Genomic DNA, 25404 nt, shown 5'->3' on the forward strand with positions numbered 1-25404 from the left:
AAACTTTTGGAGAGAGTAAGATGAAACATACAGCATCAACCGTGATCACTTCGGCTTTTGTATTAGGTACTTTAAGCCTAGTGTCACAGGCCGAGACCATTGTTAAATTAGGCTTTGGCTCGCCATTAACAGGCCCTCAAGCTCACTATGGCAAAGACAACTTGAATGGTGTTCAACTCGCTGTTGAAGAGTTAAATGTAAAGGGTCTGACCATTGCTGGTCAGAAAGTAAAATTTCAAATTGTGTCAGAAGATGACCAAGCCGATCCTCGTGCGGGCACTCAAGTCGCCCAGAAATTGGTAGATCAGAAAGTGAATGCAGTGCTTGGCCATTTCAACTCTGGAGTGACAATTCCGGCTTCGAAATTGTACTCAGAAGCAGGCATTCCTGAGTTAGCGGTTGCAACTAATCCTCAATATCTTAAGCAAGGTTTTAAATCTGCATTCCGCTTAGTCGGCAATGATGCGCTACTAGGTAAGGTTCTTGGTGAATATGCAGTGAAAACACTAAAAGCCAAAAATATTGTAGTCGTTGATGACCGTACCGCCTATGGCCAAGGCTTAGCAGATGAGTTTGAAAAAGCAGTGAAGACCAATGGAGGGACCGTTTCACGCCGTGAGTTTACAACGGATAAATCTACAGATTTCACTTCTATTCTAACCTCTCTTAAAGCGAATAAACCGGAAGTGCTTTTCTATGGTGGCGCAGATGCGCAAGGTGCTCCAATGGTAAAACAAATGCAATCACTCGGTATTTCGGCCAAGATCATGGGTGGGGATATGCTCAATACAGACCAGTTTATTGAGTTAGCTGGTGGAAAAGCTGCTGAGGGACACTTTTCGGCTGTATCAGGCGCACCAATTGATCGCCAGCCCGGTGGACCGGCGTTTGAGAAGAAATATAAGCAGCGTTACAAACAAGATGTGGTTCTGTTTGCACCTCAGTTCTACGATGCTGCCTACCTAGTTGCTGAAGCAATGAAAAAAGCAAACAGTGTCGAGCCTGCAAAGTATTTGCCTGCGCTGCAAAAAATTAACTATGCAGGTGTAACTGGCCAATTCCAATTTGACAATAACGGTGAGCCTAAAAATGCACCAGTTACTATTTATCAAGTGAAAAACGGCAAATGGACAGTTGTGGCTGTTAAATAGTTGGGGGACAGATGAAAGTCTGTTAGCTCTTTGCCAGACCAAGCCTTGGTCTGGCATTTTTTTAATTGTGTTTAACAACGCTCGCATTCAAGGCTTTTAGAATGGCTGTTTACTCTTCTGGCGGGCAGGACAGCAATGCTTCGCCAATTCGTATCATTCGCTTTGGCTTTATCTTGTCTCCACAGTTTACACTCGGAGCATTTTCGAATTTTTTGGATGTGATTGAGCTTGCAAGAAAGCAAAGCTTAGCAAGCTCCTCAACAATTCGTATTGAATGGGATGTGATTAGTCACGATGTGCAACCAATAAAATCCAGTGCACAGTTATGTTTAGTACCGACTACGCTGATAAGGCAACGCATACATTATGATTATCTTGTGATCGTTGGTGGATTATTAAATGAGTCTAATAAACTACCGACAGTGACTAATCAATTTATTCAATCTGCCGCAGCTAACCAAACAACGCTAATAGGGATTTGTACGGGTACATTTATATTAGCTAGATTAGGTCTATTTACGTCTGCAAGAGTCTGCATCAGTTGGTTTCATCATCAACAATTTGTTAGTGAGTTCCCCCAATTACGCTGTAGTTCTGATCGGCTATATCACGTGGAGCCTGGCAGAATTACTTGTGCAGGCGGTGTTGGTGCACTTCATCTTGCAGCGTATTTAATTGAACAACACTTTGGAAAATTTTCTGCATTGCAAGCACTTCGTGAGTTGCAATCTGATTTTCCATTACCGCCCAATACCTTGCAACCGCCACCATCTCTTGTTACTCAAGTTCAAAATGCCAAACTCAAAAAAGCGATATTACATTTTGAACAAAGAATACGGCATCCGTTTTCAATGGATGAAGTGGCAAATGAATTAAGCCTGAGTACTCGTCATTTGGAAAGACTATTTATGAGAGAGTTAAAGCTTAGTCCAACCCAGTTTTTTATAAAACTTAGACTAAACCATGCCTATCAGCTCATCAAGTATAGTAACCACTCAATTTCGTATATTGCTTTTGAGGCAGGTTTTTCTGACTTACCGTACTTTTGTCGCCGTTTTAAAGAAGAATTTGGTTTCTCTGCGTCTGAATTAAGGAAGAACCATCATACTTTAGTAGCTGAAACGACGTTGCAATGAAACCGCTTAAACAAATCTCAATTGGGTTTATCTTAGATCATGGCTTTACATTAAGTACACTTGCCAATTTTCTTGATGCAATACGTTTAGCTTCAGATGATCAGGATCAAAGTCGCCAGTTTCGGTTTACCTGGGATATTGTTTCTTCCTCAGGCCAGTACATTCGTACAAGTAGTAAACTGGAACTCATCCCAACCAAAAAGCTTGAGGATCACTTGCTATATGATTATTTAGTTATCATTGGCGGGACGCCCAGTGAGCTCTCGTTACTAGATGATTCAATGCTGAAGTTGATTGAGAACCACTGGAAAAGAAATAAACGTATTGTTGGTCTTGGCGGTGGAGTATTTCTACTTGCTCAAAGCACTAAATTAAGAGGATATCAATTTTGCGTAAGTCGCTCTCAATTTCATGAATTCACTTCTAGTTACCCTGAAATTCATGCAAGTAGTGAGGCGTTATTTTTACAAGATAGGAATCTATATACATGTGCAGGCGGGATTGGCACTGCCCAATTGGCCGCGCAGTTGATTACCAGTCATTATGGAAAGATGATTGCAGAAAAATCATTGAGAATCATGATTGAAAACATAAATCATGATGAAGTGCAAACCCAGCCATCTGCACTGGTTCAACAACGTATCAATAATCGTAACGTACGGATTGCAACTGAAATTATTGAGAAAAACTTAAAAACGCCCCTGACTATTCCAGACATTGCTAATCAGATAAATATTAGTACGCGCCAATTAGAACGTTTGTTTATTAGTGAAATGGGTTTAACGCCTGCAGAATACATTAAGAAGACAAGAATGCACTTGGCGCTAAAATATCTACTCAATACAGACTTTGCGATTGAACATATTGCTAAGGACACTGGGTTTCTTTCTAATTCACACTTCTCTAAAGCATTTCGACAAGCCTTTCAATGTACTCCCAGAGAGATGAGAAAACGATCCATTCAGAATGGCGCAACCAATTTTCAACGTTTCGATTAATGTGAAGAAACTCACTACTGGAGTGATGGACTAGACGGGTAGCAAAGTTGTGTTTTTAAGAAGTCAACAAAAGCGCGAACACGTGCTGATAAATGTCGGTTTTGTGGATATGTCACTGAAAATTGTCGAGATCTTCCTCCATAGGACTTCAGCACTTCTACTAACTCTCCACGGGCTAATGCAGGTTCAGCGATAAAATGATATGTCTGGAATAATCCGCCACCTGCTAGTCCCCAACTGATACAGCCGAAAGCATCCTCATGGATGCGAAAACGGCTATTAAATTGATAATCCATTGGCTCACCATTAGGCATATTTAATATCCAAGGCATGATTCGGCCTGTTGATGGAAGAACAAATTGTAAACAATCGTGGTTTGATAAATCATTCAGGTGTTCTGGCATACCATGCTCCTGAAGATATTCTGGTGTAGCAAAGATCCCGACCGTTGCATCTTCCAATTTGTGTGCAATTAAGCGGGTGTCTTGTGGTGTACCAATCCGTATGGCAAGGTCGTATCCTTCTTCCACAATGTCTGCAACTCGGTTCGATAAACTAATTTCGAGTTCAATCTGTGGATAAGCGGAAGTAAATTTCTTCAAAATTGGCAGTAGGCGATAGTTTGCATATAAGGTTCCAACACTTATCCGCAATAATCCACTTGGGACTTTCTGCTGGCCGGTAATAATCCGTTCCGCCTCTGCAATCTGTTCGAGTGCTTGTTTGCATTCATTCCAATATAACTCACCTTCACGAGTCAATCTCACTAGCCGTGTGGTTCGCGAGAATAGACGAACACCCAAGCGTTCTTCTAGTCGCTTGATTGACCTGCTAACAGACGCAGGTGTTAGTCCAAGTGTTTCGGCTGCTGTAGAGAAGCTCTGAAATTCTGCTGCTTTGCAAAATAACTCGATAGTACCTACTTGTGTTGAATCAAATGCTCTCATTTTGTTCTTCTATGTAATAAATTAATTGATTTTACTGCTATTTATTTGAGTGTATGTAATTAGTACAGTATCGCTCATCAATTAATTAGATTCAAAGGAAAACTTTATGAGCGACATCATTTGGCCAGCAGGTTATGTACCAGGGTTTACTGACAATTATTGCTCTAACGAAGTCATTGTCACCGGCGTATCAATCGAGAGCGTTTGGACATTACTCAATACACCGCATCTATGGCCTACTTATTACGCTAATTCAGCAAATACCCGCTTTTATGATGACAAAGGTCCGGAACTTGCTAATGGCGATCGTTTTTACTTCGAAACATTTGGCTTCCCTGTTGAAGCGCAGGTTGTCGAGCATGTGCCGCCTGTACTAGGTCAAGCTGCAAGAATCGCTTGGCATGGCTGGGCAGGCAATACGGAAGAGGATCGTCTAGATGTCCATCATGCATGGTTAATTGAAGAACTGTCTGGTGGCCGTCTTCGTATTCTTACTCAAGAAACACAATTAGGAAAACCTGCGCTAGCACTTGCTAAAGCTAAACCTAATCCAATGATTAATGGGCATCAAGATTGGTTGGATGGGCTTGTGGCGGAAGCATTGAATACAAGCAAATCCAATAATTAATCATAACGAATTTATCAGCCAACAATACTCAGGTGATGTTGGCTTTTTTTATATTGGGATGAGTAACCGGAATGTCAGTTTTATTTTCCCCTTTTGAGCTAAATGGTATCAAGCTTCGCAATCGAATCGCTGTACCGCCTATGTGCCAATATAGTGCGGTTAATGGTTATACAAATGATTGGCATCAGACGCATTATGCGAGCATTGCTCGAGGAGGAGCCGGCCTGGTAATCGTAGAGGCAACCGCCGTTTCTCCTGAAGGACGAATTACCCCTAGTTGCCTTGGACTATGGGAGGATGGTCAAAAAGAAGGGTTATCCATTATTGCTTCTTCTATCAAGAAAGCTGGTGCTGTACCAGGAATACAAATTGCGCATGCAGGAAGAAAAGCTTGTGCAAATCGTCCGTGGGAGGGGGATGATCATATCCCTTCCGATGCGCCAGAAGCATGGGAGACGATTGCGCCTTCTGCCATACCATTTGGTGGTGGATTAAATCGCACACCACGAAAGATGACACTCGAAGATATTGAACGCGTAAAGGCTGACTTTGTTGCTGCCGCACGCCGTGCGAAAGAATCGGGCTTCGAATGGTTAGAGCTTCATTTTGCACATGGCTATTTGGCACAATCCTTTTTTTCAGATCACTCCAATCAACGTGTGGATCACTATGGTGGTAGCTTTGAGAATCGCGCTAGATTTATTTTGGAAACACTAGAGGCTGTTCGAGACATTTGGCCTGCAAAATTTGCCCTAACAGCACGATTGGGTGTTATTGAATATGATGGTCGGGACACAGAGACACTTGAAGAATCAATAGAGCTTGCTCGAAGAATGCGCGTTCTAGGAATTGATCTGTTGAATGTGAGTGTTAATTTTGTGATTCCAGATACTCATATTCCTTGGGGCGAAACTGCATTCTTGGCTCCAATCGCTGCTAGCGTCAAACGAGAAGCCAATATCCCCGTTGCATCTAGTTGGGGGTTAGATAACCCATTCGTTGCCCAGCAGGTTGTAGAAAGTGGACAAATGGATTTAGTGATGATTGGACGAGCAATGCTTGCGAATCCTCATTATCCTCATCTGCTTGCTCATGCGCTTGAAATTAAACACCCCGACTGGACTCTACCTGCACCCTATGCTCACTGGTTAGAGCGATATCGCGGCGCTGCTCAATATCCAGTGAGGCTTTTAGGTGACGCCTAAAAATACCTGCTCTCTATCTCTGCTTGAATAGTCGATTATTAAAAACTGAAAGGAAATTAGATGAGCCAAATTGCGTTTCTTGGACTGGGTGCGATGGGGTCTCGAATGGCCGCCAATCTTCTTCGTGCTGGATACTCGTTAACTGTTTGGAATCGAAGTAATGAACCTACTTATCCATTACTGCATCAAGGGGCAAAAGTTGCACGATCTCCGAAAGAGGCTGTAGCTGGAGCTGATTTCGCGATTTCTATGCTACGAGATGATGAAGCGTCAAGACATGTATGGCTAGATCGGGAGGGTGGCGCACTTGCAGGAATGAAAACGGGTGCTATCGCGATTGAAAGCTCAACGTTAACACCACGGTGGATCAAGCAATTTGGTGAGACAGCAGCAGAAAAAGGGATCGACTTGTTGGAGGCACCTGTTTCTGGAAGCACACCCCAAGCCGAGATGGCACAACTTATTTATCTAGTTGGAGGAAAAAGTACTACATTAAACCAATGTGATTTTCTTCTTAGAGAAATGGGTTCTTCAATCCAATATGTTGGCGAACTAGGCAATGGTGCTTTAGCAAAGCTCTGTACTAATACAATGTTAGGCATTCAGCTAACCACATTGGCTGAACTAATCGGTATTCTCCAGAAATGCGGGGCAGATGTTTCTCAGGTTTTATCCGCCGTTGCTACAACTCCTGTGTGGAGTGTGGTTGCCGGTCGGCTTGCTACTTCAATGCAAGCGGGTAACTTTAATCCGCAATTCCCAATTTCACTGATTGAAAAAGACTTTAACTATATTTTGAATGTAGTCGAGAGTGACTCATTTACGCCGACAATTCAAGCAGCAAGAGATGTATTTCATGAGGCAGAAGCTAAAGGTTTAGGAAACCAAAACATGACAGCTATTGTGAAGCTATTTGCATCTGTTTAGTTGTTACTATCCATAGATATCACCTTTATGTTGATATCTATGGATAGATCATGATGGCCACTCTAAAATAATTCGTCTAAATTCCCCCAATATTATGATGTATCGGTTGTACTTAGAGTTCACCCTGAGAGATCACCGTTGATGGCTCTGCTATAAAAGTATTCGCATCATGAAAAGAGATCATACTCTCGTTGAGTATTCCTCTTGATGCATTAATTCGTTCACTTTGTGCTTCATGCCTCAGAGATGAGTCAAGGTTAAGCCAAGCAACCCGGGCAACGAGATTGTTGCCCGGGTCTGAGTGGTAATTTTTTCCTTTCAAATTTTTCCTGTCTTGCTACCTAACCGGCCAAGGTCAGGCATTCATTTTACTAGCGGCCAAGCTGGTAAAATGGCACATACAAACAACGGGCTGCCAAGCCCAACCACACACTTCGCAAATCGCTCCCACCTTTCGGGACACGGTACCTCCGTGCCGCTGCAATTGCAGCTCCCCATACGTTTCGGTCGTATCACGCATGAGTCAAACCCTACTCAGTTAGTCTCCCCCTCTCACTATCAGTCTGCACGGTGCCACCCGATGCTGTCAGTGAGAGGTTCCCACGTTAGTGACTAGTTACTGCGCAACATAGCGCCACTGTCTCCGCATTCCCCTAGTCTTTCGACTCCCCGTAGGTTTCCCCGGCGCGATGTTCCAAAGCCGCTCAGGTACTCAGTTCATGCTTCATCGACTACGAACCACGGCTTCATGCCTATGGCTCTACGTTGCTCCGCACAGCACCCTCTTTGGGGGCCGTTACAGGTTTGAGCTATCCATCGACCCCTGATTTCTCAAGGTGCCAGCTGCGCTAGGTTTCCCCTTGCAGCCCTGCCGTGTTGCCACGGCCTCAGAAGCCATCCTGTGCGGTACGGGTTGCGCCCTTCCGGTACGCCCCCCGAGTCGGCCTTGCACCGACTTTCACATGGTCACAGGTCACAAGGCCATTTCCTGCCTAGTGCCGTTTCCGTGTCGCCCAACATACATTGTTAGCTAAAAAATACGACGTATTTTGATTGGGTCGAAGACGGGAGTTACACCCGCCAGCGCCCAGCGTAGCCGCACCAGCCCTATTAGAGGCATGCGGCTTCAGCGATTGCTCGATTCCAGATTGGCGATCTGGAGTCTTCCGGGGTGGCGCCCCGACTGGTCCTTTCGGACGTGTGTGTTTGCAGTTGGCAGCCTGCTTTATAAGTCCTCTCTCATACTTCGAAGACTCATAAAACAGACTGCCGTGCATGCAATCCTCTCGGGCTTCCCCGAGTGCATCTCTAAATTTTGACTGTCCTGAATATGTATAGCGTCAAAATTCCCATGCTGCGCATGGAACATCAATTAGTGTGACTTCGTCACACAAAATCACACTACAACAATCAGGCTTTTAGCCTGATTACTGCATTACATCCTGCTTCATTTGCCTATACATCAATACCTAATACAAATTAAGAGTTACATCATGACCGTTGCTAAGTCACTCTCATTACCTATCGCTCGCTCAAAAACAGCAGCGCTCGCTCGCGTTATCGACCTGGTTGCCAAGGGATACCATTTTTACTTCTCAGGTCAGTGCCCGGCGGAGCGCCTGCTAACACTCGTTCGCAAACTCCATGAAAAATACGGAGTTGCATGCTCTCCTGCGCAGCGGTTGATACGAAAACAGCAGGGAAGGGCGAATGCTGCACTGGTGATATTTCTACCAACAGAGAGGATGCTCCTACAGCAGCCTAATGATGATATATCTGCAGCTACAGAGAACAACTCCCTGGCCAGCATGGATGACAATCCGTCATCCACAAAAGGCACCAACGTAGCAATCTCTGGTGAGGCGTCTTTAGCATCTAAACGCATGCTGGAAAGTGTGCTGGCTCAGGTGGATGGCAAGCGCCGAATCGAGTGGTTATTGCTGGCTACCAATGGCGCTGGATTGGTACATGAAGAGGAGCAACTGCGCGATGTAAAAGGTAAACACCGGCTCATCTTCTGTGGATATGAATTGGTGCGGCACACGACGCGCGGCAAGGCTGCTTGGACGTTCCGGCGAACTCGAGAGGAGATGACTGACTGGTACACCTTATTGGGTGACCAACTGCGTCGGCAAAGGATGGCGGAAGTGGCGAAGGCGTTGCAATGTATCGCCCATCAACCTGGGTTCGCCGGTGTGCGTGAGCAAAGTTCGCGCCTATTCGATTTTGCTATTCAGCGCGGCTATCGGAAAGAGGTTCCTTTTTTGTTCTTCGTTCAGAAGCTCTCACACGGGGATAGGGTGCTTATTTAGGGGCGGCAATTAAGGTAAGCAATAGACTAAGCCGAGCTATCTGTTAGATAGCTCGGCTTAGGTTGTTGGGATTCCCGAATGAAGTAGTCACTCGGCGGCGTTGTTATTTTGATAGCAGAATCACATCGCTCGTCAGATTGTTCTTTCAAATGTATCTTCTGAAAGAATTTCATTGATACGATTACCTAACAAATTCCATGCCTCCGATTTTTCTTTCGAATAGTCATGGTGTAGATAATGTCGACGCACCTTTGAACCAGTAATTATGTGGTTTTGACATCTATCGATGACATCGAGACTTACTCCAAGCGCTTGCATCATAGTCGCTCCTGTCCGACGCAAATCGTGTGGAGTCCATTCACCGTTAGCTCCTCTGGATAAAACAAGAGAATTATCAAAAGCGCGTGCCTTGAGTGGTGAATTGCGATTTTTGAAGCAAATTTGTCTATCACCGACCTGCTTGCTTACCGTCTTTAGGCAAACATGTGTCGTAACGCCGACAGTATTTTTTGCTGGAAAACACCACTCTCCAGAACCTGTTAACTTATGCAACTCGGCAAACTGGTGACGTGCAAAGTTGGAGAGAAATATATAGTGTTCATGTTTCTTGCCCCTTACGCCTTTCACATTTTCTCTAGGTATAAACCAAACACCGGTCTCAAGATTAACGTGCTCCCAGCGGGCCATTAGTAATTCGCCTATGCGACATAGCGTACCTAGACTAATCCAGAGCGCAAAGCGCGTTTTTTTGTCTACGGGGCGAGTTGCCAACCGCTTATTTGGAGCACCTTCATAGGCTGAGTCCATTTTCTTGAAAATCTCAGCAAGCTCCCGAATTTCAGCGCCTGATAAGACTCTATCACGCTCTTCTTCGTACTCTTCGGGTAATAATTTGCGTATCTCAACAAGGTCACATGGGTTTCCGTCGGTCAGTAATGGCCGCCATGGTTTACGTTTTTCTGCCCATGCCATCATTTGACTGATGTCTGTAAATGTGGAAACTGCTAAACGCACCACTCCCCGTCCCATTTGTTTCCTAAGAACAGAAAGAATATCGCTGTGCTGTAATTCACCAAGTACTATCTGACCGATTTGCGGGAGAACATCCTTGGCAAATCGACGACGCAATTCAGCATTACCGTCTTTTCTTGCAACACCGTCCACAATCCATGAGTTAAACAAATCCTCAACAGTTAAAGAGGCAACTCGCTCTTGCTCGGCTTTGGCGATAGTCGCGGCAACAGCTGCCTGAGCTTCAATACTCTGAGCTTTTTTGGCTGCGTTTAAATTAATTCCCTGCTGCGCAATGGGTTTTAACCGGTCCCGCTCAACACGTATATCCGCGAGGCTCTTTTTTGGCCAGGCACCGAGGCGGCAGTCCATCTTTTTACCGCCTTGCGAGTACTCATAGCGGAAAAGAACAGAAATTCCCCGTGTTCCTGCCCGAACTTTGCCAACTAGCCCGCCAACCTCGCGAAGGACTCGACCATCATCTGCATCGGATAGGTTCTCAAGTTGCTTAACTGTAATCTTAGAACTATTTTGCCCCATTTTTGCCCCATAATCATAACGAGCTGTGGCTAGACATTGCTAGACGACTGTGGATTTAATTATGGCATATTTTCCAATATTTCAATAGGTTGTGTTGTTTAAAGGAGTGTGTGAAAGTCTAATAACAACTATATTATAATTAAATGGGGTGCAAGGGGTAGGAGGTTCGAATCCTCTCGCTCCGACCAATAGTTTCAAATAATCAGGCCACTTTTGAAAGTGGCCTTTTTGTTATGTATATTTTCCCCCACGATTGTTTCAGATTGAAATCCAATACTGTGTCGAGTGATTGCAACGCATTTACACATTTCAAATCAAGCTAGACCTCATCTATCTCCGTTCTCAATAGATAAACCCCTGACATCCTGTTCTGACCATAGTAGACGCACTATCTTTTAATAGTTTGCTGCTTATTGCTGGATTCCAGTGCGTAAACTGATGGTCCTAAGTTAGCTAATTGTGATTGTCTGTGCTGTCGGTTATAAAGCTTTCTATGTACTCTTGGATAGGTGCCTCTGTTTCTGCACATGTTTCTTAAGCGTGCTGGCAGGTCAGTTCATTTTTCAAATTTCCCCTAGAAGCTTTTTATTGGCGCATTACCTGTACTTTCAAGATGTTCATCGTCGTTATTGACTCACTCATACAATGACCGATGGTTACGACTGTTATCACAATGCGTTAGCAGAACAAATCTAAAGGAATACTTAAGGGAGAATTCTTACTGTGTCGGGCATTAGATCTATAGCAAGCTTATAAGATGGTTTCCCTGCCGATTCAGATTTATAATGAAGAAAGGCCGCACAGCCTTGAAATCCAAAACGCCCGATGCAGTACATTGAGCGGTTGTGTGGCAATAAATACTGTCAACCTATTTTAGAACTCTACAATTTCGTCAAATACAAGTTTTCTTTGATTATTGATGAAATCATTCTTCTGTTTGTTCACTTTTCTTTTACTCGCTCATCTACTGAGCAACTGAGTGTGAAATAATTCATTCGACTTGGTGTCATATCTTTTCAATTTTTCCCTATTAAATTTTTCATTTGAGTGATCTCCATGCGTATTTTACATACCTCTGATTGGCATTTTGGGCAGTCTTTTATGGGGAAGAACCGTCATGCGGAGCATGAGCAATTGATTGCTTGGTTGTTGCAGCAGGTTGATGTATTAGCGATTGATGCGGTGATTATTGCGGGGGATATTTTTGATACGGGTGCGCCGCCAAGTTATGCACGCGAACTATATAACCGTTTGATTGTTGGATTACATGAAAAGCAGGTGGGTTTGGTTATCTTGGGCGGTAACCATGATTCGGTTGCGATGCTGGCTGAAAGTAAACCTTTACTGACTTATCTGAGTACTTCTGTGATACCCGGTGCTTTAGCTTCTATTGATGAGGAAGTGGTGGTCATCAACAAAAGGGATGGTACGCCAGGTGCGGTTGTTTGTGCGGTGCCTTTTTTGCGCCCGCGTGATGTGCAACAAAGCGAGGATGGGCAATCTGCTGATGATAAACAGGCTGGATTAATGCTTGCGATAGAGAAGCATTACGATGCTGTGTATCAGGTTGCCTTGGCGGTCAATGCAAAATTGGGTGGTCGTTTACCGATGATAGCGACGGGGCATCTGACTACTATTGGGGCGAGTGTTAGTGAGTCTGTTCGCGATATTTATGTTGGGTCTTTATCTGCATTTCCTGCAAGCGGATTTCCTCCGGTTGATTACATCGCGTTAGGGCATATTCATCGTCCGCAGGTGGTAAAACCGCATATTCGCTATTGTGGTTCTCCGATTCCGCTTAGCTTTGATGAGTTAGGTCATGAAAAGCAAATGCTGTTGGTGTCTTTTGAGCAACCTGGTACTGCCCCGGAGATTCAGCCGGTTTTGATTCCTAATTTTCAGCCAATGGCGAGTATAAAAGGGGATTTGGCTACGGTTGAAAAAGCGTTAAAGACTAGCGGAAAACACGGGACTCCTGAGCGCCCTGTATGGGTGGAAGTTGAGGTGGAAACGGATGATTACTTAAGTGATTTGACGTTACGGCTTCAAACTATGGTGGCGGAATTGCCGATTGAAATTTTGCGCATTAAACGGGCGAGAGGCAATGTCAGCCAAAGTTTAGTAGCAGAACGAAAAGAAACGTTAGCGGAGCTATCTGTTGATGAGGTTTTTTTACGGCGGTTGTCGGTTGAAGTGTTGGATGAAGATTTGGCTGCCCAATTAACCTTGTGCCATCAGCAAATTGCTAGTGAATTACAGGAGCCGCAAGTATGAAGATATTGAGCTTGCGGTTAAAGAATTTAAACTCTTTAAAGGATGAGTGGGCCATTGATTTTACGGCTTCTCCATTTAAGGAAAATGGTTTATTTGCGATAACTGGGTCTACGGGGGCAGGAAAGTCTACTTTGCTGGATGCGATTTGTTTGGCGCTTTACCATGAAACGCCTAGGTTAAAGTCGATTACGGCAAGTAGTAATGAAATTATGACTCGCCATACCAACGAGTGTATGGCTGAGGTGACATTTGAAGTAAAAGGCAAAGCTTACCGCGCTTTTTGGAGCCAACGGAAGGCCGCCTCTGGCCGATTACAAGCTGCGCAAGTGGAGTTGGCTGAAATTGATGGGAAAATTTTAGCTAGCCAGGTGAATGAAAAGAAACGCCTAATTGAAGAAATTACCGGTTTGGATTTTGGTCGGTTTACGAAATCTATGCTGCTGGCACAAGGTGGATTCGCCGCCTTTTTGAATGCAGATGCAAGCGAGCGGGCTGGCTTGTTAGAAAAGCTTACCGGTACGGATGTGTATGGTTTGATTTCGCAAAAGGTGTTCGAGCGACATAAGACGGAAGCGGAAAGTTTACGGACGCTTCGACTGAAGGCTGACATGGTTAGCGTGATGTCTGAAACGTTGCGCGTAGAGAAAGAAACTCAACTAGCGGATGTTGATAGTGAACTAGCAAAAAAGAAGCAATTAGCAGGCGAGTTACAGGTTAGCTTGCAATGGTTTGCTGACATCGATGCATTAGCAAATAAGCGGCTAGCTACTGAAACGAGTGTAAATGCACAAAAGCAATTGCTTGTTGCCGCCAAGCCTGAGCTAGACCGATTAGCCATGCATGCGCCAGCGGCCGACATTGCTATTGTGTTTGAACAGCTTCAACACAGTAAGGCGGCTTGTGGGCATTTACAAGAGAAACAGCAAGATTTAGCAAAGCAATCGCAACAGCAAAAAGAGCAGTTAGTTAGTTTGACATGGCAAGGGTGGCAGTCAGCGCGTCATTTACAGGCGAGATATTTGCACAATCAGGCTGACTTGCAGAATCAGTTAACTGAACTTGATGGTTGGCTATCTGCGCACCCTCATTTTTCCCTTTTGCAAACAGAGTTAGGTGCATGGCAAGTTAGCTATCAAGGGATAAATGATTTAGCGGCACAAATAGCGAAACAAACTACCCAGATACAGGCTGTTGAAGATGACATTAATAAAGCGTCTGCTAGTTACCAACTGTTAGTGCAAACGGTGGCTGAACATGCTTCTGCCGTAAACCAAACCCAGGCGATTCTTGCGGAGAAAAGTGAGCAATTGTCTGTGATATTGGCAGGGGAGTCGATTGCGAATGTCCAAACTGCGTATCAGGCTAAGTTATTGGATAAGCAGCGTTGGGAGAGTCTGATTCAACTAGCTAAGCAGCGGCAGCAATTGCTTAGCCAAAAAGAGCAATTGCTTCGTGATGTTGCCTTGAATGAAGCAGATTTCAACCGTGAGCAATCTCTTTTAGATGGGTATTCAAAGCAGGTAATGTCACTGACAGAGCAAGTTGCTGATAAACAGCAGTTGCTAGTGCAAGCGCAGTTGATTCGCAGTCTTGAGTCGCACCGCGCACATTTAAAGGCCGGCGAGGAATGCCCTCTATGTGGGGCTACTTCGCACCCATTCGTCACGGCGTACCAAACTGATCAGGCACCGGAAGTGGAAAGCCGTTTAACCGCTTTGCAAGCCGAGTTAGTTGAGCTAAGTGAACAGAAGAGTGCTTGTCAGGCAAGACTGGCTGCCTTACAGGAGCGTTTGCAGTCTCAGGTGCAACAAAGAGAACAGATTTCTGCTGACGAACAGGCGCAAGCTGGCGAGTGGTTGTTAGTGGCTGGCTATTTGCTGGTGGCAGATGATGCATGGCAAGAGAAGACAACGCTGGATGCATTGTTTACTGCATTTATGGATGTGCTAAATAAGATGCAGACTGTTGTGCAATTAGCACTAAGTGTTGACGCCGAGATTCAGTCTTTCAAACAAGCGTTTGATGCAGCGAATATCCAACTGAATGAACAGCAGTTTGCGGTGCAGATTGCGCAGCAGCACATAGCACATTTACACCTGCAGCTTTCAGAATTACAGGTATCGCAAAGAGAAAGCGCTCAACAACACCTTCAACTACAGGAACAGCTGATTGCCAAGATTGTTGCGGCAGGCTTTGTGCTTGATTTGCCTTTAGATGAGTGGCTGCCAGCAAGAATGAATGATCTGGCATTGTGGACGGCACAGCAGACTAAGGCGCAACAGTTTCGGCAGCAGTTAACCGCGCTGGAACTTACGCTGGCGACGTGTAATCCGTTGGTAGAAAGTTGGCAGCAAAAATGGCATGCATTCGCGATGTCTGATGATGCGATGCCGACGATTGATACTGCCGGCGAGTTGCCGCAGTTAACCTTGGCGCTTCAACAGGTATCTTCTTTACAAGCGAACTATCAGGCAACGATGGCTCAGTTAGCAATGGGGGAATCTCTGATTATTGAGGCACAAACCAACGTGACCCAGTTGGCTGAGCGGTGGGCAGACACGTTATCAAGTAGCCCATTTGCTGATGAGGATGCATTTTTAGCGGCTCGTTTGACCGATGAATTGGTGGCACAACTTACACTACAAGCAAAACGCTTAAACGATGGCTTACTGACGGCTGAAGCATTATTGGCGGATATTGTTCTGCAGCAAGAGACTTTGCTTGCGAAGTCGCTTACCGACATGCCTAAAGAAGACGTGCTAGCAAGATGGCAGACGACTGAGCAAGATAAAGAACGTTTGACAGGAGAGATGGCGACGTTGAAAGCATTGTTAGCAGCAGATGTGTCTGCTAGAGCGCAATTTGCGGAACAGATGGTGGCGATCGCTTCTCAAGAAAAGACGTGTGATCTCTGGGCTAGATTGAATGATTTAATCGGTTCGCAAAGTGGGGATAAATACCGTAGATTTGCCCAAGGTTTGACGTTGGATCATTTGATTTATTTAGCGAATTCGCACTTACGCCGACTACAAGGCCGATACCAATTGCAACGTAAAGCTAGTGGCGAATTGGAAATGGAAATTGAGGATACTTGGCAAGCAGATGCTAGACGAGACACCCGAACCTTGTCTGGAGGGGAAAGCTTTTTGGTAAGTTTGGCGCTGGCATTGGCTTTGTCTGATTTAGTGAGTCAGAAAACGTCGATTGATTCTTTATTTTTAGATGAAGGGTTTGGCACATTGGATGCGGAGACTTTGTCTGTGGCACTGGATGCACTGGATAATTTAAATGCAGCTGGAAAGTCGATTGGAATTATTAGCCATATTGAAGGCTTAAAAGAACGCATTCCAGTGCAAATAGTGATTCAAAAAGGGGCTGGAATAGGTACGTCTCAGATTCGGATTAAATCGTAATTTTTGTGTGATTGATTTATCTAGCCGTTGAGAAATCAATTTTTATGTCATTATTTATTGACGAATGAATAATTTGATCTAATCTAACAGTTGGCTAACTAAAAAGGCATACTTTTTAGTTAGCCAATGGTGAGGTGATTCAAATAATCTTTGTTGGGAATGATGGTGTGAATCAGATAGAACGCATTTATAAAATTGAAAATTTACTGAATCAGCTCGGTGTAGTGAATCAATCGCGTTTTCTAGAAGAGTTGGAGGTTTCTTCGGCTACTTTTCGGCGCGATATTGAATATATGCGTAGTCGATTTAATGCCCCGATTGAGTGGTCTGCAGAGAAAAAAGGCTACCATTTTGTTAACCAAGGAATTGGTCCACGCTTCGCCTTGCCGGGGCTTTGGTTAAGTGAATCGGAAATCTATGCCTTATTGTGCATGCAGAATTTGTTGAAAGGGCTGGGCACGGGCTCATTAGCTTCTCATATTCAGCCTATTTCTAAACGATTGACGAGTATTCTCAATAAAGGGACACAAGCCGCCGATGAGTTAGAAAAGCGCATTCGTTTTATTCAGCCCGCTAAGCGCTTAGTGCAAAATAAATGCTTCGAGCAAATTGCGACCGCGACGATTTCCCGCAAAAAATTATCTATTCTTTATTACACTAAATCGACAGATCAAACCAAGATGCGCGTCATTTCACCGCAGGTGCTGACGTATTACCGAGATAATTGGTATGCCGATAGTTTTTGCCATGAGGCAAATGGGTTTCGACGATTTGCGGTGGATTCTATTCGGGAAGTCAAAGTATTAGACGAAGCGAGCCAAGCCTTTACCCCTGAAGAAACGATTGCTGCAATTGGCTCGGGATATGGCGTGTTTGCAGGAGAGGCTAAGCAGATGGCGAAGCTTAAATTTAGCAAAACGCGAGCGCGTTGGGTGGCGATGGAGCAATGGCATGCGGAACAAACGTCTCATACCTTGGCTGATGGCAGCTATGTACTTGAGTTTCCTTATGCCGATCACCGTGAATTGCTCATGGATATTCTAAAGTATGGTGCGGATGTGGAGGTATTGGCACCGACCTCTTTAAAAGCCGCAGTGATGGATGAAATTCAGCAGATGGCAAAGTTGTATGGGCAATCTGCAGAACAATCAGTGTATTCGTAACGTCTTTTTTTCCTCTTTTTTATTCACAGATAGTTGAGTCGCTCATTCCTTGAGCGACTCCCCCCTTTACACTAGTTGGCATGATTCGTTTGTTCTGATGTGCCACTTTGGAAAGGTGATCTGTGCAAGTTCTACTGAAAACCCAGTTTAAACAACATCCTTTGTATCAATTTCATAGCCGTAATGCGGTGCAGCAACTTGCACGTAATCATCCTGCTTGTTGGTTAATGGTGGATACACTCAGTGCGGGTAATTTGCAGGAAATTGCGCATCGCCGGGATTGGCTGGAAATCTTTCGTGCGGCAAGTGCGTATGAAGCAGCATTTGCGCTGGCATATGAATCAGTGAATACCGTGATTGATGGCGAATTGGTGGGGGATGTTTGGTTATCTCACAACCCAACCGCGTTATTTGCGTGGTGGCAAAGCCATGATGTGAGTGATTTGGCCATTAATCGTCCTATTGATGGGATGAGTTTTATGAATTGGATTGGCTACCAGCTACAGATGGCTAGTGAGCAATTTGAATGGGCAAAACGTATCGCTGCCTGAGTAAAAATAGAAAAGGAGAGATTGCTTATGTATTACTACTTCATTAAGTTTGAGAAAACTGCTTGGGTGCTGATGCTAGGGCTAATGATTTGGATGGCGGTGTGGGTTGTTGCAAGTAGCCAGATTTATCAGTTGCAACCGTTGGCGGGTGCTGAGCCAGTGAATGAAATGCTGCAAATGCATTTGCAAGAAAAAGTAGATACCTGCATTCAGTTTGGTTTGGTATTTGTTTTACTTGCGACAGTGAAAAGGTTTCGCAAAGATTACCGGCGTGATCCATTTATGTGAGCTGATGAAAGATGGCATGTGTGAAGAGGTCTTATATAAGACCTCTTCTTGTCTATGTATTTTGGTTGTAAGCACCGTTTCCACTTCGGAAACTATCTTTCCTTTCTTTGTTTTGTCCCCGCATTCCTAGTGCTCATAACTATCTGTTTTCAAAGATAAAAAATAATTCTCCTGATCTGGCATGGTATTTGATTGTGCTATCTACCCACTTGGCTTGCTGGTGCAGTACGGCGAGCTGATCTATATCCCTGATGTGGTTGCTAGTGCTGATAGCCATCGGCTGTTGTGTGGCGGCGAATGTTAGGGTTATCCAGACGACAGGAGAATAAAAAATAATGGAGACTTTCTACCAAGCCATGCGGCGGCAGGGGATTACGCGTCGCAGCTTTCTAAAATTTTGTAGTCTGACCGCGACTTCTCTGGGGTTAGGCTCTGCTTTTGTTCCTCGCATTGCCCAAGCGTTGGAAACTAAACCGCGTGTACCGGTAATCTGGTTGCACGGGTTGGAATGTACCTGTTGTACCGAATCATTTATCCGTTCTGCGCATCCGCTAGCGAAGGATGCGATCTTGTCACTGATTTCTCTGGATTACGACGATACGATCATGGCGGCGGCTGGTCATCAGGCCGAGGCGATTCTGGATGACATCATCAAGAATTACAAAGGGAATTACATTGTGGCAGTGGAGGGGAATCCACCGCTGAACGAAGATGGGATGTTCTGTTTCCCGGGTGGTGAGCCATTTGTAGAAAAACTGCGTCGTGTGTCTGCCGATGCGAAAGCGCTGATTGCCTGGGGATCTTGTGCGTCTTGGGGGTGTGTGCAGGCTGCTAAGCCGAACCCGACCCGTGCAACGCCAGTGCATCAGGTAATTACCGATAAACCAGTGATCAAGGTGCCGGGTTGCCCGCCGATTCCGGAAGTAATGGCGGCTGTGATTACCTATATGGTGACATTTGACCGGATTCCGGAACTAGACCGTCAAGGACGTCCGAAGATGTTCTACGGCCAGCGGATTCATGACAAGTGCTATCGCCGTCCACATTTTGATGCGGGGCAGTTTGTGGAATCTTGGGATGATGAAGGCGCGCGCAAGGGATATTGCCTTTATAAAGTGGGCTGTAAAGGGCCAACCACTTATAACGCGTGTTCGACTGTGCGTTGGAATGGTGGCGTTTCTTTCCCGATTCAGTCTGGTCATGGCTGTATTGGTTGTTCGGAAGAGGGTTTCTGGGACAAAGGGTCTTTCTATGACCGTGTAACGAATATTCCTCAGTTTGGTGTGGAAGCGAACGCAGACAAGATTGGCTTTGCGGTAGCGGGAACAGCAGGAGCGGCGATTGCTGCGCATGCGGCGGTCAGTGCGATTAAGAGCACGATCCTAAGAAAACAGGATTTAAAACCGATCGATAAAGATGCGGATGACCAGCCAAACAATAAAGCGCAGGAGAAAGTCTGATGGCTTACCAGACTCAAGGTTTTACCCTAGATAACAGTGGCCGCCGTGTGGTGGTGGATCCGGTAACGCGGATTGAAGGACATTTACGTTGTGAAGTGAACATTGATAGTAATAATGTGATTACCAATGCGGTCTCGACCGGCACGATGTGGCGTGGTTTAGAGGTGATTTTAAAAGGCCGAGATCCGCGCGATGCATGGGCGTTTGTGGAGCGAATTTGCGGGGTTTGTACCGGTACGCACGCGCTGACCTCGGTACGGGCGGTGGAAGACGCGTTAAAGATCGAGATTCCGGATAACGCGAACCTGATCCGTAACATGATGCAAGCCGCGTTGTATGTGCATGACCATTTGGTGCACTTCTACCACTTGCACGCTTTGGATTGGGTGGATGTGGTGTCTGCATTAAAGGCCGATCCGAAAAAAACCTCTGAATTAGCGCAAAGTATTTCTTCTTGGGCAATGTCTAGCCCAGGGTATTTCCGTGATTTGCAATCTCGCCTGAAGCGCTTTGTGGAAAGTGGCCAATTGGGCCCATTCCGCAATGGTTATTGGGGCCACCCTGCGATGAAGTTGCCGCCAGAGGCCAATCTAATGGCGGTGGCGCATTATCTGGAGGCGTTGGATTTCCAGAAAGAAATCGTCAAGATTCACACCATTTTTGGTGGTAAGAACCCGCATCCAAACTGGTTGGTGGGCGGCATGCCGTGCGCGATTAATGTGGATGATGTGGGGGCGGTTGGCGCAATCAATATGGAACGGCTGAATTTGGTGAAGTCGATTATTGATCGAACCATCGAATTCTGTGAGCAAGTGTATGTGCCGGATGTCATCTCTATTGCGTCTTTCTACCCGGATTGGTTCAAAATTGGTGGCGGGTTGGCTTCGCAAAGCGTGATGTCTTATGGCGATTTCCCGGATAAGGCGAATGACTATAGCGAGAGCAATTTGCTATTGCCACGCGGCGCGATTGTGAATGGTAAGTTTTCTGAAATTCACCCCATCGATTTGTATGCCCCTGATGAGATTCAGGAATTTGTGGCGCATTCTTGGTATACCTATGGGGATGACAACAATAAAGGTCTGCATCCGTTTGATGGGATTACCGAGCCGAAGTTTGAGTTGGGCGCGAACCACAAGGGGACAAAAACCAAGATTGAACAGCTAGATGAATCGGCTAAGTATTCCTGGATCAAGTCGCCTCGTTGGAAGGGGCATGCCATGGAGGTAGGGCCATTAGCGCGTTACCTGATTGGTTATCATCAGAATAAGGCTGAGTTTAAAGAGCCGGTGGATGCACTCTTGAAGCAATTGAATGCACCGATTGATGTGTTGTTCTCTACCGTTGGCCGTACCGCAGCCCGAGCGCTGGAATCGGTTTGGGCGGCGCGCAAGATGAGCGATTTTTATGATCGTCTGATTGCGAATATCAAGGTGGGTAATACCGCGACTGCCAACGTGGACAAGTGGGACCCTTCTACTTGGCCTGCAGAAGTAAAAGGGGTGGGCTTTACCGAGGCGCCGCGTGGTGCTTTGGGCCACTGGCTAAAAATTAAAAATACCCGCATCGATAGCTACCAATGTGTAGTGCCGACAACCTGGAATGCTGGCCCACGTGATGCCAAAGGGCAGATTGGTGCGTATGAAGCATCGCTAATGAATACCAAGCTGGCGGTGCCGGATCAGCCATTGGAAATCTTGCGGACGCTACATAGTTTTGATCCGTGCCTTGCGTGTTCTACCCATGTGATTGGGCAGGATGGTGGCGAATTGGTGAATGTGAAAGTTCGCTAATCAACCGGTGGGTAACTATGTAGATGGTTGCCCGCTTGAGTCTTGAAGAGGAGAACACAATGAAAGGTTATGGTTTTGACGGGAGCGCCCCGCAGGGGATAGGCCGCAAAGTGACCTCGGTGTATGTGTACGAGGCGCCTGTTCGGTTGTGGCATTGGGTGACTGTGCTTTGCATTATTACACTTTCACTCACCGGGTATTTTATTGGTAAGCCGCTACCTTCTGTGCCGGGCGAGGCGACGTTTTTGTTTGTGATGGGGTATATCCGCTTTGCGCATTTTACGGCGGGCTATATTTTGGCGATTGGCTTATTGGTGCGGATTTATTGGGCGTTTGTGGGGAATTCTCACGCACGGGAAATCTTTCTGGTACCGATCTGGGATAAGCAATGGTGGGGCGAGTTCTTTTTTGAATTGCGCTGGTATTTGTTTATCGAGCGCTACCCGAAAAAATATATTGGGCACAACCCGATTGGCCAATTGGCGATGGCGTCTTTTATCTGGGCGGCTATTTTCATGATTTTCTCTGGCTTTGCCTTGTATGGGGAAGGCTTGGGAACCAAGAGTTGGGCGTATAGCTGGTTTGGCTGGGTGATTGATGTATTTGGTGGCAATAGCCTGACGGTACACAACTGGCATCGACTAGGCATGTGGTCGATTGTGCTATTTGTGATGATTCATGTCTATGCCGCGATCCGCGAAGACATTATGTCTAAGCAAAGCATGGTTTCCACCATGATTAGTGGTTTTAGGATGTTTAAAGATTAGTAATAGTGGGCTTTGGGGGGACTTCGGTCCCCCGTTTTTTGCCTTGGATTTCTCTTTATATGGATTTGGGTAAGGGTGTGAGGTGGCGACAAAATGAAACCTGTTAACGCACATGCTTTTTTGCCTACCCGCAGCCCGATTCACCCTGGCCGTTTTTTAGAAACTCGATTTTTGTTGCCTGCTCGTTTATCGCAAACCGAGGCGGCGAGATTATTGGGGATATCTAGAAGACGCCTAAACGAGGTGGTATCGGGCAAGCGGGGTATTTCTCCTGACACGGCATTACGCCTGTCTTATCTGTTTGGGTTGCCACCCGCCTTTTGGCTTTCTTTGCAAAGCGATTGGGATTTGGCGCAGACCCGTCGTCGCCTCCCTATTGGGGTGTCAATCAACTAATCGCTATGCTTGCCTTGATGGAAACTAAGTTTTCACATGGTCAGTGGTGGTGGTGGTTAAGTATCTGATTTTATTCATTATCCTGTTGTATACCTAGTTGGCACAGAAATTGATTGTAACGGGGGGTGTAACAGGTGTTTCTAAATAAAAAATGAAGCGACAATTTTTGGACGTTTCATGATGAGAATAGAGGCGATATGCAGGAAATGTCTTCTGCCGAGCTGCCATGCATTAAGGTGCTGGGGCTGGGTAATCTGTTGTGGGCGGACGAGGGCTTTGGCGTGCGGGTGGCCGAGCAATTGTTTGGCCGCTATCAATTGCCGCCATCGGTTGAGGTGATCGATGGGGGGACGCAAGGTTTGCTTTTACTACCGTATGTAGAAGCCGCCGATAAACTCATTATTTTAGATGCCATCGATTTTGGTTTGCAGCCGGGTGAGTTGCGGGTGTTTTGTAACGAGGCAGTGCCAGCCTATTTAACTGCTAAAAAAATGAGCCTGCACCAGACGGGGTTTTCTGAAGTGCTGGGGCTGGCCGAGCTAAAGGGCAATTATCCAGAGGAAGTGGTGCTAATCGGGGTGCAACCCGTCGTGCTAGAAGATTATGGTGGTAGTTTGTCTGATCCGGTACGCGCGCAAGTTGCGCCGGCGTTAGCCTTGGCTGAGCGGCAATTAACGGAATGGGGCGTTGTGCTGAGCCCGCGCCAAGATGAAGACCGATTGAACGACGATAGTTTATCGATGACACGTTATGAGGCCGAGCGACCATCAGAAGAAGTGGCATGTCGTGTTGGCGATGCACGAGTGTGGGGAGGTGTGTGATGTGTTTGGGCGTACCCATGCAAGTGTTGGAATCGAACGGATTTGTTGCCCTATGTGCGGATGATTCTGGCGTCAGTGCCGTGGATGTCTCTCTCGTGGGGGAGGTGAGTGAAGGCGAGTGGCTACTAGTGTTTACCGGCGCTGCGCGAGAGCGCTTGTCTGAAGCGCGCGCTCTGGATATTCGCGATGCGCTCTCTGCGCTGACGGCTGCTTTAAACGGGGATTTTGACCCAAATGCCCATTTCCAAGATTTAATCAATAGAGAACCAAGTTTGCCACCGCATTTGCAAGCCTTGGTCAAGAAGGAGGCCTGAGATGACCATCATGACACCTGGCATGCAAGAAGCGGGTTTACTGGCCAGATTGGCGGGTTTGGGTTACCAAGAGGTGACGCTAGATAGCCTAGAAGCCATTGCGAGCGAACACCCTCACACGTTGGTGATGTTGAGTGATGACCCGGTGAAATACCCAGAGGTAATGGACAATGTGGTGATCGTGCCAGAGGTGTTAAAAGCACTGCCAGCAGGCAGCTTTTTCCCTGTCTATGCCAATTTGGCGGAAAGCAAAGCCATCGCCAAAAAATATGGGGTGATTAAATTCCCCGCCTTGGTTTTTTTACGTGGAACAGATTATGTGGGACTAATTGGTGGCTTGATGGATTGGCCAGATATTGTGCATGCGTTTGCGAGCAAACTAAAAGCGACTACGCAACGCCCACCATCGGTTGGAATTCCTGTCGTTACTGAACAGAAAGGTTGCTAATGAAGCCATTTCCTATTCCTGTTGTGGGGCTTGGCCCAGGATCGCAACCAGAAGATCCTGATTTGTCTTACATGCCCTTGCCAAGAGAGATTGAAGGGTTTGATATGCCTTATCTGCCAACGGCAGAAGAGGTAACTAACCTGGCTGCCGCCAAGCAAGTGATGGCTGACCTGATTACCGCCCTCAAAGCATATGATGGCGATGCTAGCCAATATCCCGTGCTAGACATCACCCATTTAGATAGTGAAAACCGCGCCTTAATCAACCAATTATTGGGTGAAGGGGAGGTCTCTGCAATGACGAAGCCGGTTGCCGGTGGGGAATTGCGCATTCAGGAATCGGTATTTGCCGGGATTTGGCGGGTATTAGAGGAAGATGGCCAAGGTAATGTAATTGCCGACCGTATTGAGGCTTGCCCAATCCCACATCAAGTTTGGCAAGAAGCACAAGCATTTGGTCGTGCAGAGGCGGTAATGCCGGATCCTGGTAATGTGCCGCTAATGAATGCAGGGTACGTGATGCAAGAGATCGCCGCCAAGCTGAGCCAGCCATTGGGGATGGAACCGCATATCATCAATTTTTCTTTATTGCCGATGAGCCCGGAAGATATGGCGTATATCGATTCTTGTTTGGGCGGTGGGAATAGTGGCGTGTTTTCTCGGGGTTATGGTAAATGCCGAGTGATGAGTACCGCGTTAAAGAATGTGTGGAAGGTGCAGTACTTTAACGGGATGAATAGCATCTTGTTAGATACGATCGAGATTACGCGCATTCCGGAAGTGGCATTGGCCTCGATGGAAGATTTGGAGGATTCGCTGCTGCGGCTAGAAGAAGCGTATGAATGGCTGACAGGGGAATAAG

The 25404-nt window shown here is 46.0% G+C and carries 23 protein-coding genes and 1 pseudogene; 22 read left to right on the plus strand and 2 right to left on the minus strand.

The genetic code is table 11. The annotated features are described in order from the left end of the window. The first annotated feature begins 20 nt into the window (after positions 1-20). The 3 genes from LIN78_RS02180 to LIN78_RS02190 all read left to right on the plus strand — a co-directional run bounded on the left by LIN78_RS02180 (position 21) and on the right by LIN78_RS02190 (position 3285). On the plus strand, positions 21-1151 hold the full coding sequence (locus LIN78_RS02180) for a branched-chain amino acid ABC transporter substrate-binding protein (protein ID WP_227178010.1): 1131 nt from the start codon (positions 21-23) through the stop codon (positions 1149-1151). Between the two features lie 101 nt (positions 1152-1252). Then, positions 1253-2287, plus strand: a complete 1035-nt coding sequence (locus tag LIN78_RS02185) for a GlxA family transcriptional regulator (protein WP_227178012.1) — start codon at positions 1253-1255, stop codon at positions 2285-2287. Beyond that, entirely contained in the window at positions 2284-3285 is a 1002-nt protein-coding gene (locus LIN78_RS02190) for a GlxA family transcriptional regulator (RefSeq protein WP_227178014.1), read from the plus strand. Before LIN78_RS02185 ends, LIN78_RS02190 begins: the two co-directional genes overlap by 4 nt. 14 nt (positions 3286-3299) lie before the next feature. On the opposite strand, the gene LIN78_RS02195 is transcribed toward LIN78_RS02190, so the two are convergent. After that, positions 3300-4232, minus strand: coding sequence for a LysR family transcriptional regulator (locus LIN78_RS02195; RefSeq protein WP_227178015.1), 933 nt, complete (start codon positions 4230-4232; stop codon positions 3300-3302). A 106-nt stretch (positions 4233-4338) separates the two neighbouring features. Between LIN78_RS02195 and LIN78_RS02200 the strand changes: the two genes are divergently transcribed. From LIN78_RS02200 to LIN78_RS02215, 4 genes are all read left to right on the plus strand, one after another. Further along, the gene (locus LIN78_RS02200; RefSeq protein ID WP_227178017.1) at positions 4339-4860 is read left to right on the plus strand and encodes an SRPBCC family protein; all 522 of its coding nucleotides are present in this window, start codon (positions 4339-4341) and stop codon (positions 4858-4860) included. A gap of 71 nt (positions 4861-4931) precedes the next feature. Further along, positions 4932-6065 carry an NADH:flavin oxidoreductase/NADH oxidase gene (locus tag LIN78_RS02205; protein ID WP_227178019.1) on the plus strand — a complete coding sequence of 378 codons (1134 nt, stop codon included), beginning with the start codon at positions 4932-4934 and terminating at the stop codon, positions 6063-6065. 60 nt (positions 6066-6125) lie between these two features. Next, entirely contained in the window at positions 6126-6992 is an 867-nt protein-coding gene (locus LIN78_RS02210) for an NAD(P)-dependent oxidoreductase (RefSeq protein ID WP_227178021.1), read from the plus strand. 1493 nt (positions 6993-8485) lie between these two features. Continuing rightward, complete coding sequence (locus tag LIN78_RS02215; RefSeq protein WP_227178023.1) at positions 8486-9304, plus strand: hypothetical protein; 819 nt, start codon at positions 8486-8488, stop codon at positions 9302-9304. A 132-nt stretch (positions 9305-9436) separates the two neighbouring features. Here LIN78_RS02215 and LIN78_RS02220 read toward each other — a convergent pair whose 3' ends face one another. Next, on the minus strand, positions 9437-10855 hold the full coding sequence (locus LIN78_RS02220) for a tyrosine-type recombinase/integrase (protein ID WP_227178025.1): 1419 nt from the start codon (positions 10853-10855) through the stop codon (positions 9437-9439). Between the two features lie 633 nt (positions 10856-11488). Here LIN78_RS02220 and LIN78_RS02225 point away from each other — a divergent pair. The 15 genes and pseudogenes from LIN78_RS02225 to LIN78_RS02290 form a co-directional block, all read left to right on the plus strand. Continuing rightward, positions 11489-11694: pseudogene (locus tag LIN78_RS02225) on the plus strand (integrase core domain-containing protein); the annotation flags it as partial. Between the two features lie 217 nt (positions 11695-11911). After that, positions 11912-13129 carry an exonuclease subunit SbcD gene (gene sbcD, locus LIN78_RS02230; protein ID WP_227178027.1) on the plus strand — a complete coding sequence of 406 codons (1218 nt, stop codon included), beginning with the start codon at positions 11912-11914 and terminating at the stop codon, positions 13127-13129. Continuing rightward, positions 13126-16542, plus strand: a complete 3417-nt coding sequence (locus tag LIN78_RS02235; protein ID WP_227178029.1) for an AAA family ATPase — start codon at positions 13126-13128, stop codon at positions 16540-16542. Before sbcD ends, LIN78_RS02235 begins: the two co-directional genes overlap by 4 nt. A 167-nt stretch (positions 16543-16709) precedes the next feature. Then, complete coding sequence (locus tag LIN78_RS02240; RefSeq protein WP_227178031.1) at positions 16710-17705, plus strand: helix-turn-helix transcriptional regulator; 996 nt, start codon at positions 16710-16712, stop codon at positions 17703-17705. Between the two features lie 122 nt (positions 17706-17827). Beyond that, entirely contained in the window at positions 17828-18256 is a 429-nt protein-coding gene (locus LIN78_RS02245; protein WP_227178033.1) for a hypothetical protein, read from the plus strand. Positions 18257-18283: 27 nt separating this feature from the next. After that, complete coding sequence (locus LIN78_RS02250) at positions 18284-18544, plus strand: hypothetical protein (RefSeq protein ID WP_227178035.1); 261 nt, start codon at positions 18284-18286, stop codon at positions 18542-18544. A gap of 181 nt (positions 18545-18725) precedes the next feature. Beyond that, a complete protein-coding gene (locus tag LIN78_RS18070) occupies positions 18726-18848 on the plus strand; it encodes a hypothetical protein (RefSeq protein WP_264474454.1) in 123 nt (40 codons plus the stop codon). Positions 18849-18879: 31 nt separating this feature from the next. After that, entirely contained in the window at positions 18880-20004 is a 1125-nt protein-coding gene (locus LIN78_RS02255; protein WP_227178037.1) for a hydrogenase small subunit, read from the plus strand. Then, positions 20004-21797: a nickel-dependent hydrogenase large subunit gene (locus tag LIN78_RS02260; RefSeq protein WP_227178039.1), complete on the plus strand. Its 1794-nt coding sequence runs from the start codon at positions 20004-20006 to the stop codon at positions 21795-21797. The genes LIN78_RS02255 and LIN78_RS02260 overlap by 1 nt, the downstream gene beginning before the upstream one ends. Positions 21798-21856: 59 nt before the next feature. Then, positions 21857-22564, plus strand: coding sequence for a Ni/Fe-hydrogenase, b-type cytochrome subunit (gene cybH / locus LIN78_RS02265; protein WP_227178041.1), 708 nt, complete (start codon positions 21857-21859; stop codon positions 22562-22564). Between the two features lie 93 nt (positions 22565-22657). Next, positions 22658-22960, plus strand: coding sequence for a HigA family addiction module antitoxin (locus LIN78_RS02270; RefSeq protein ID WP_227178043.1), 303 nt, complete (start codon positions 22658-22660; stop codon positions 22958-22960). Positions 22961-23166: 206 nt separating this feature from the next. Next, entirely contained in the window at positions 23167-23781 is a 615-nt protein-coding gene (gene hybD / locus LIN78_RS02275; protein WP_227178045.1) for a HyaD/HybD family hydrogenase maturation endopeptidase, read from the plus strand. After that, entirely contained in the window at positions 23781-24095 is a 315-nt protein-coding gene (locus LIN78_RS02280; RefSeq protein ID WP_227178047.1) for a HypC/HybG/HupF family hydrogenase formation chaperone, read from the plus strand. Before hybD ends, LIN78_RS02280 begins: the two co-directional genes overlap by 1 nt. A gap of 1 nt (position 24096) precedes the next feature. Beyond that, entirely contained in the window at positions 24097-24543 is a 447-nt protein-coding gene (locus LIN78_RS02285; RefSeq protein ID WP_227178049.1) for a thioredoxin domain-containing protein, read from the plus strand. Beyond that, positions 24543-25403 (plus strand): hydrogenase expression/formation protein, encoded by an 861-nt coding sequence (locus LIN78_RS02290; RefSeq protein ID WP_227178051.1) that lies wholly within the window; start codon positions 24543-24545, stop codon positions 25401-25403. The genes LIN78_RS02285 and LIN78_RS02290 overlap by 1 nt, the downstream gene beginning before the upstream one ends. Position 25404: the final 1 nt, after the last annotated feature.

The sequence above is a fragment of the Leeia speluncae genome (assembly GCF_020564625.1).
Classification (GTDB): Bacteria; Pseudomonadota; Gammaproteobacteria; order Burkholderiales; family Leeiaceae; genus Leeia; species Leeia speluncae.

Coding starts and splice junctions, on each gene's coding strand:
- LIN78_RS02180 (WP_227178010.1), top strand. CDS start 21: ATGAAACATACAGCATCAACCGTGATCACTTCGGCTTTTGTATTAGGT.
- LIN78_RS02185 (WP_227178012.1), top strand. CDS start 1,253: ATGGCTGTTTACTCTTCTGGCGGGCAGGACAGCAATGCTTCGCCAATT.
- LIN78_RS02190 (WP_227178014.1), top strand. CDS start 2,284: ATGAAACCGCTTAAACAAATCTCAATTGGGTTTATCTTAGATCATGGC.
- LIN78_RS02195 (WP_227178015.1), bottom strand. CDS start 4,232: ATGAGAGCATTTGATTCAACACAAGTAGGTACTATCGAGTTATTTTGC.
- LIN78_RS02200 (WP_227178017.1), top strand. CDS start 4,339: ATGAGCGACATCATTTGGCCAGCAGGTTATGTACCAGGGTTTACTGAC.
- LIN78_RS02205 (WP_227178019.1), top strand. CDS start 4,932: ATGTCAGTTTTATTTTCCCCTTTTGAGCTAAATGGTATCAAGCTTCGC.
- LIN78_RS02210 (WP_227178021.1), top strand. CDS start 6,126: ATGAGCCAAATTGCGTTTCTTGGACTGGGTGCGATGGGGTCTCGAATG.
- LIN78_RS02215 (WP_227178023.1), top strand. CDS start 8,486: ATGACCGTTGCTAAGTCACTCTCATTACCTATCGCTCGCTCAAAAACA.
- LIN78_RS02220 (WP_227178025.1), bottom strand. CDS start 10,855: ATGGGGCAAAATAGTTCTAAGATTACAGTTAAGCAACTTGAGAACCTA.
- sbcD (WP_227178027.1), top strand. CDS start 11,912: ATGCGTATTTTACATACCTCTGATTGGCATTTTGGGCAGTCTTTTATG.
- LIN78_RS02235 (WP_227178029.1), top strand. CDS start 13,126: ATGAAGATATTGAGCTTGCGGTTAAAGAATTTAAACTCTTTAAAGGAT.
- LIN78_RS02250 (WP_227178035.1), top strand. CDS start 18,284: ATGTATTACTACTTCATTAAGTTTGAGAAAACTGCTTGGGTGCTGATG.
- LIN78_RS18070 (WP_264474454.1), top strand. CDS start 18,726: ATGGTATTTGATTGTGCTATCTACCCACTTGGCTTGCTGGTGCAGTAC.
- LIN78_RS02255 (WP_227178037.1), top strand. CDS start 18,880: ATGGAGACTTTCTACCAAGCCATGCGGCGGCAGGGGATTACGCGTCGC.
- LIN78_RS02260 (WP_227178039.1), top strand. CDS start 20,004: ATGGCTTACCAGACTCAAGGTTTTACCCTAGATAACAGTGGCCGCCGT.
- cybH (WP_227178041.1), top strand. CDS start 21,857: ATGAAAGGTTATGGTTTTGACGGGAGCGCCCCGCAGGGGATAGGCCGC.
- LIN78_RS02270 (WP_227178043.1), top strand. CDS start 22,658: ATGAAACCTGTTAACGCACATGCTTTTTTGCCTACCCGCAGCCCGATT.
- hybD (WP_227178045.1), top strand. CDS start 23,167: ATGTCTTCTGCCGAGCTGCCATGCATTAAGGTGCTGGGGCTGGGTAAT.
- LIN78_RS02280 (WP_227178047.1), top strand. CDS start 23,781: ATGTGTTTGGGCGTACCCATGCAAGTGTTGGAATCGAACGGATTTGTT.
- LIN78_RS02285 (WP_227178049.1), top strand. CDS start 24,097: ATGACCATCATGACACCTGGCATGCAAGAAGCGGGTTTACTGGCCAGA.
- LIN78_RS02290 (WP_227178051.1), top strand. CDS start 24,543: ATGAAGCCATTTCCTATTCCTGTTGTGGGGCTTGGCCCAGGATCGCAA.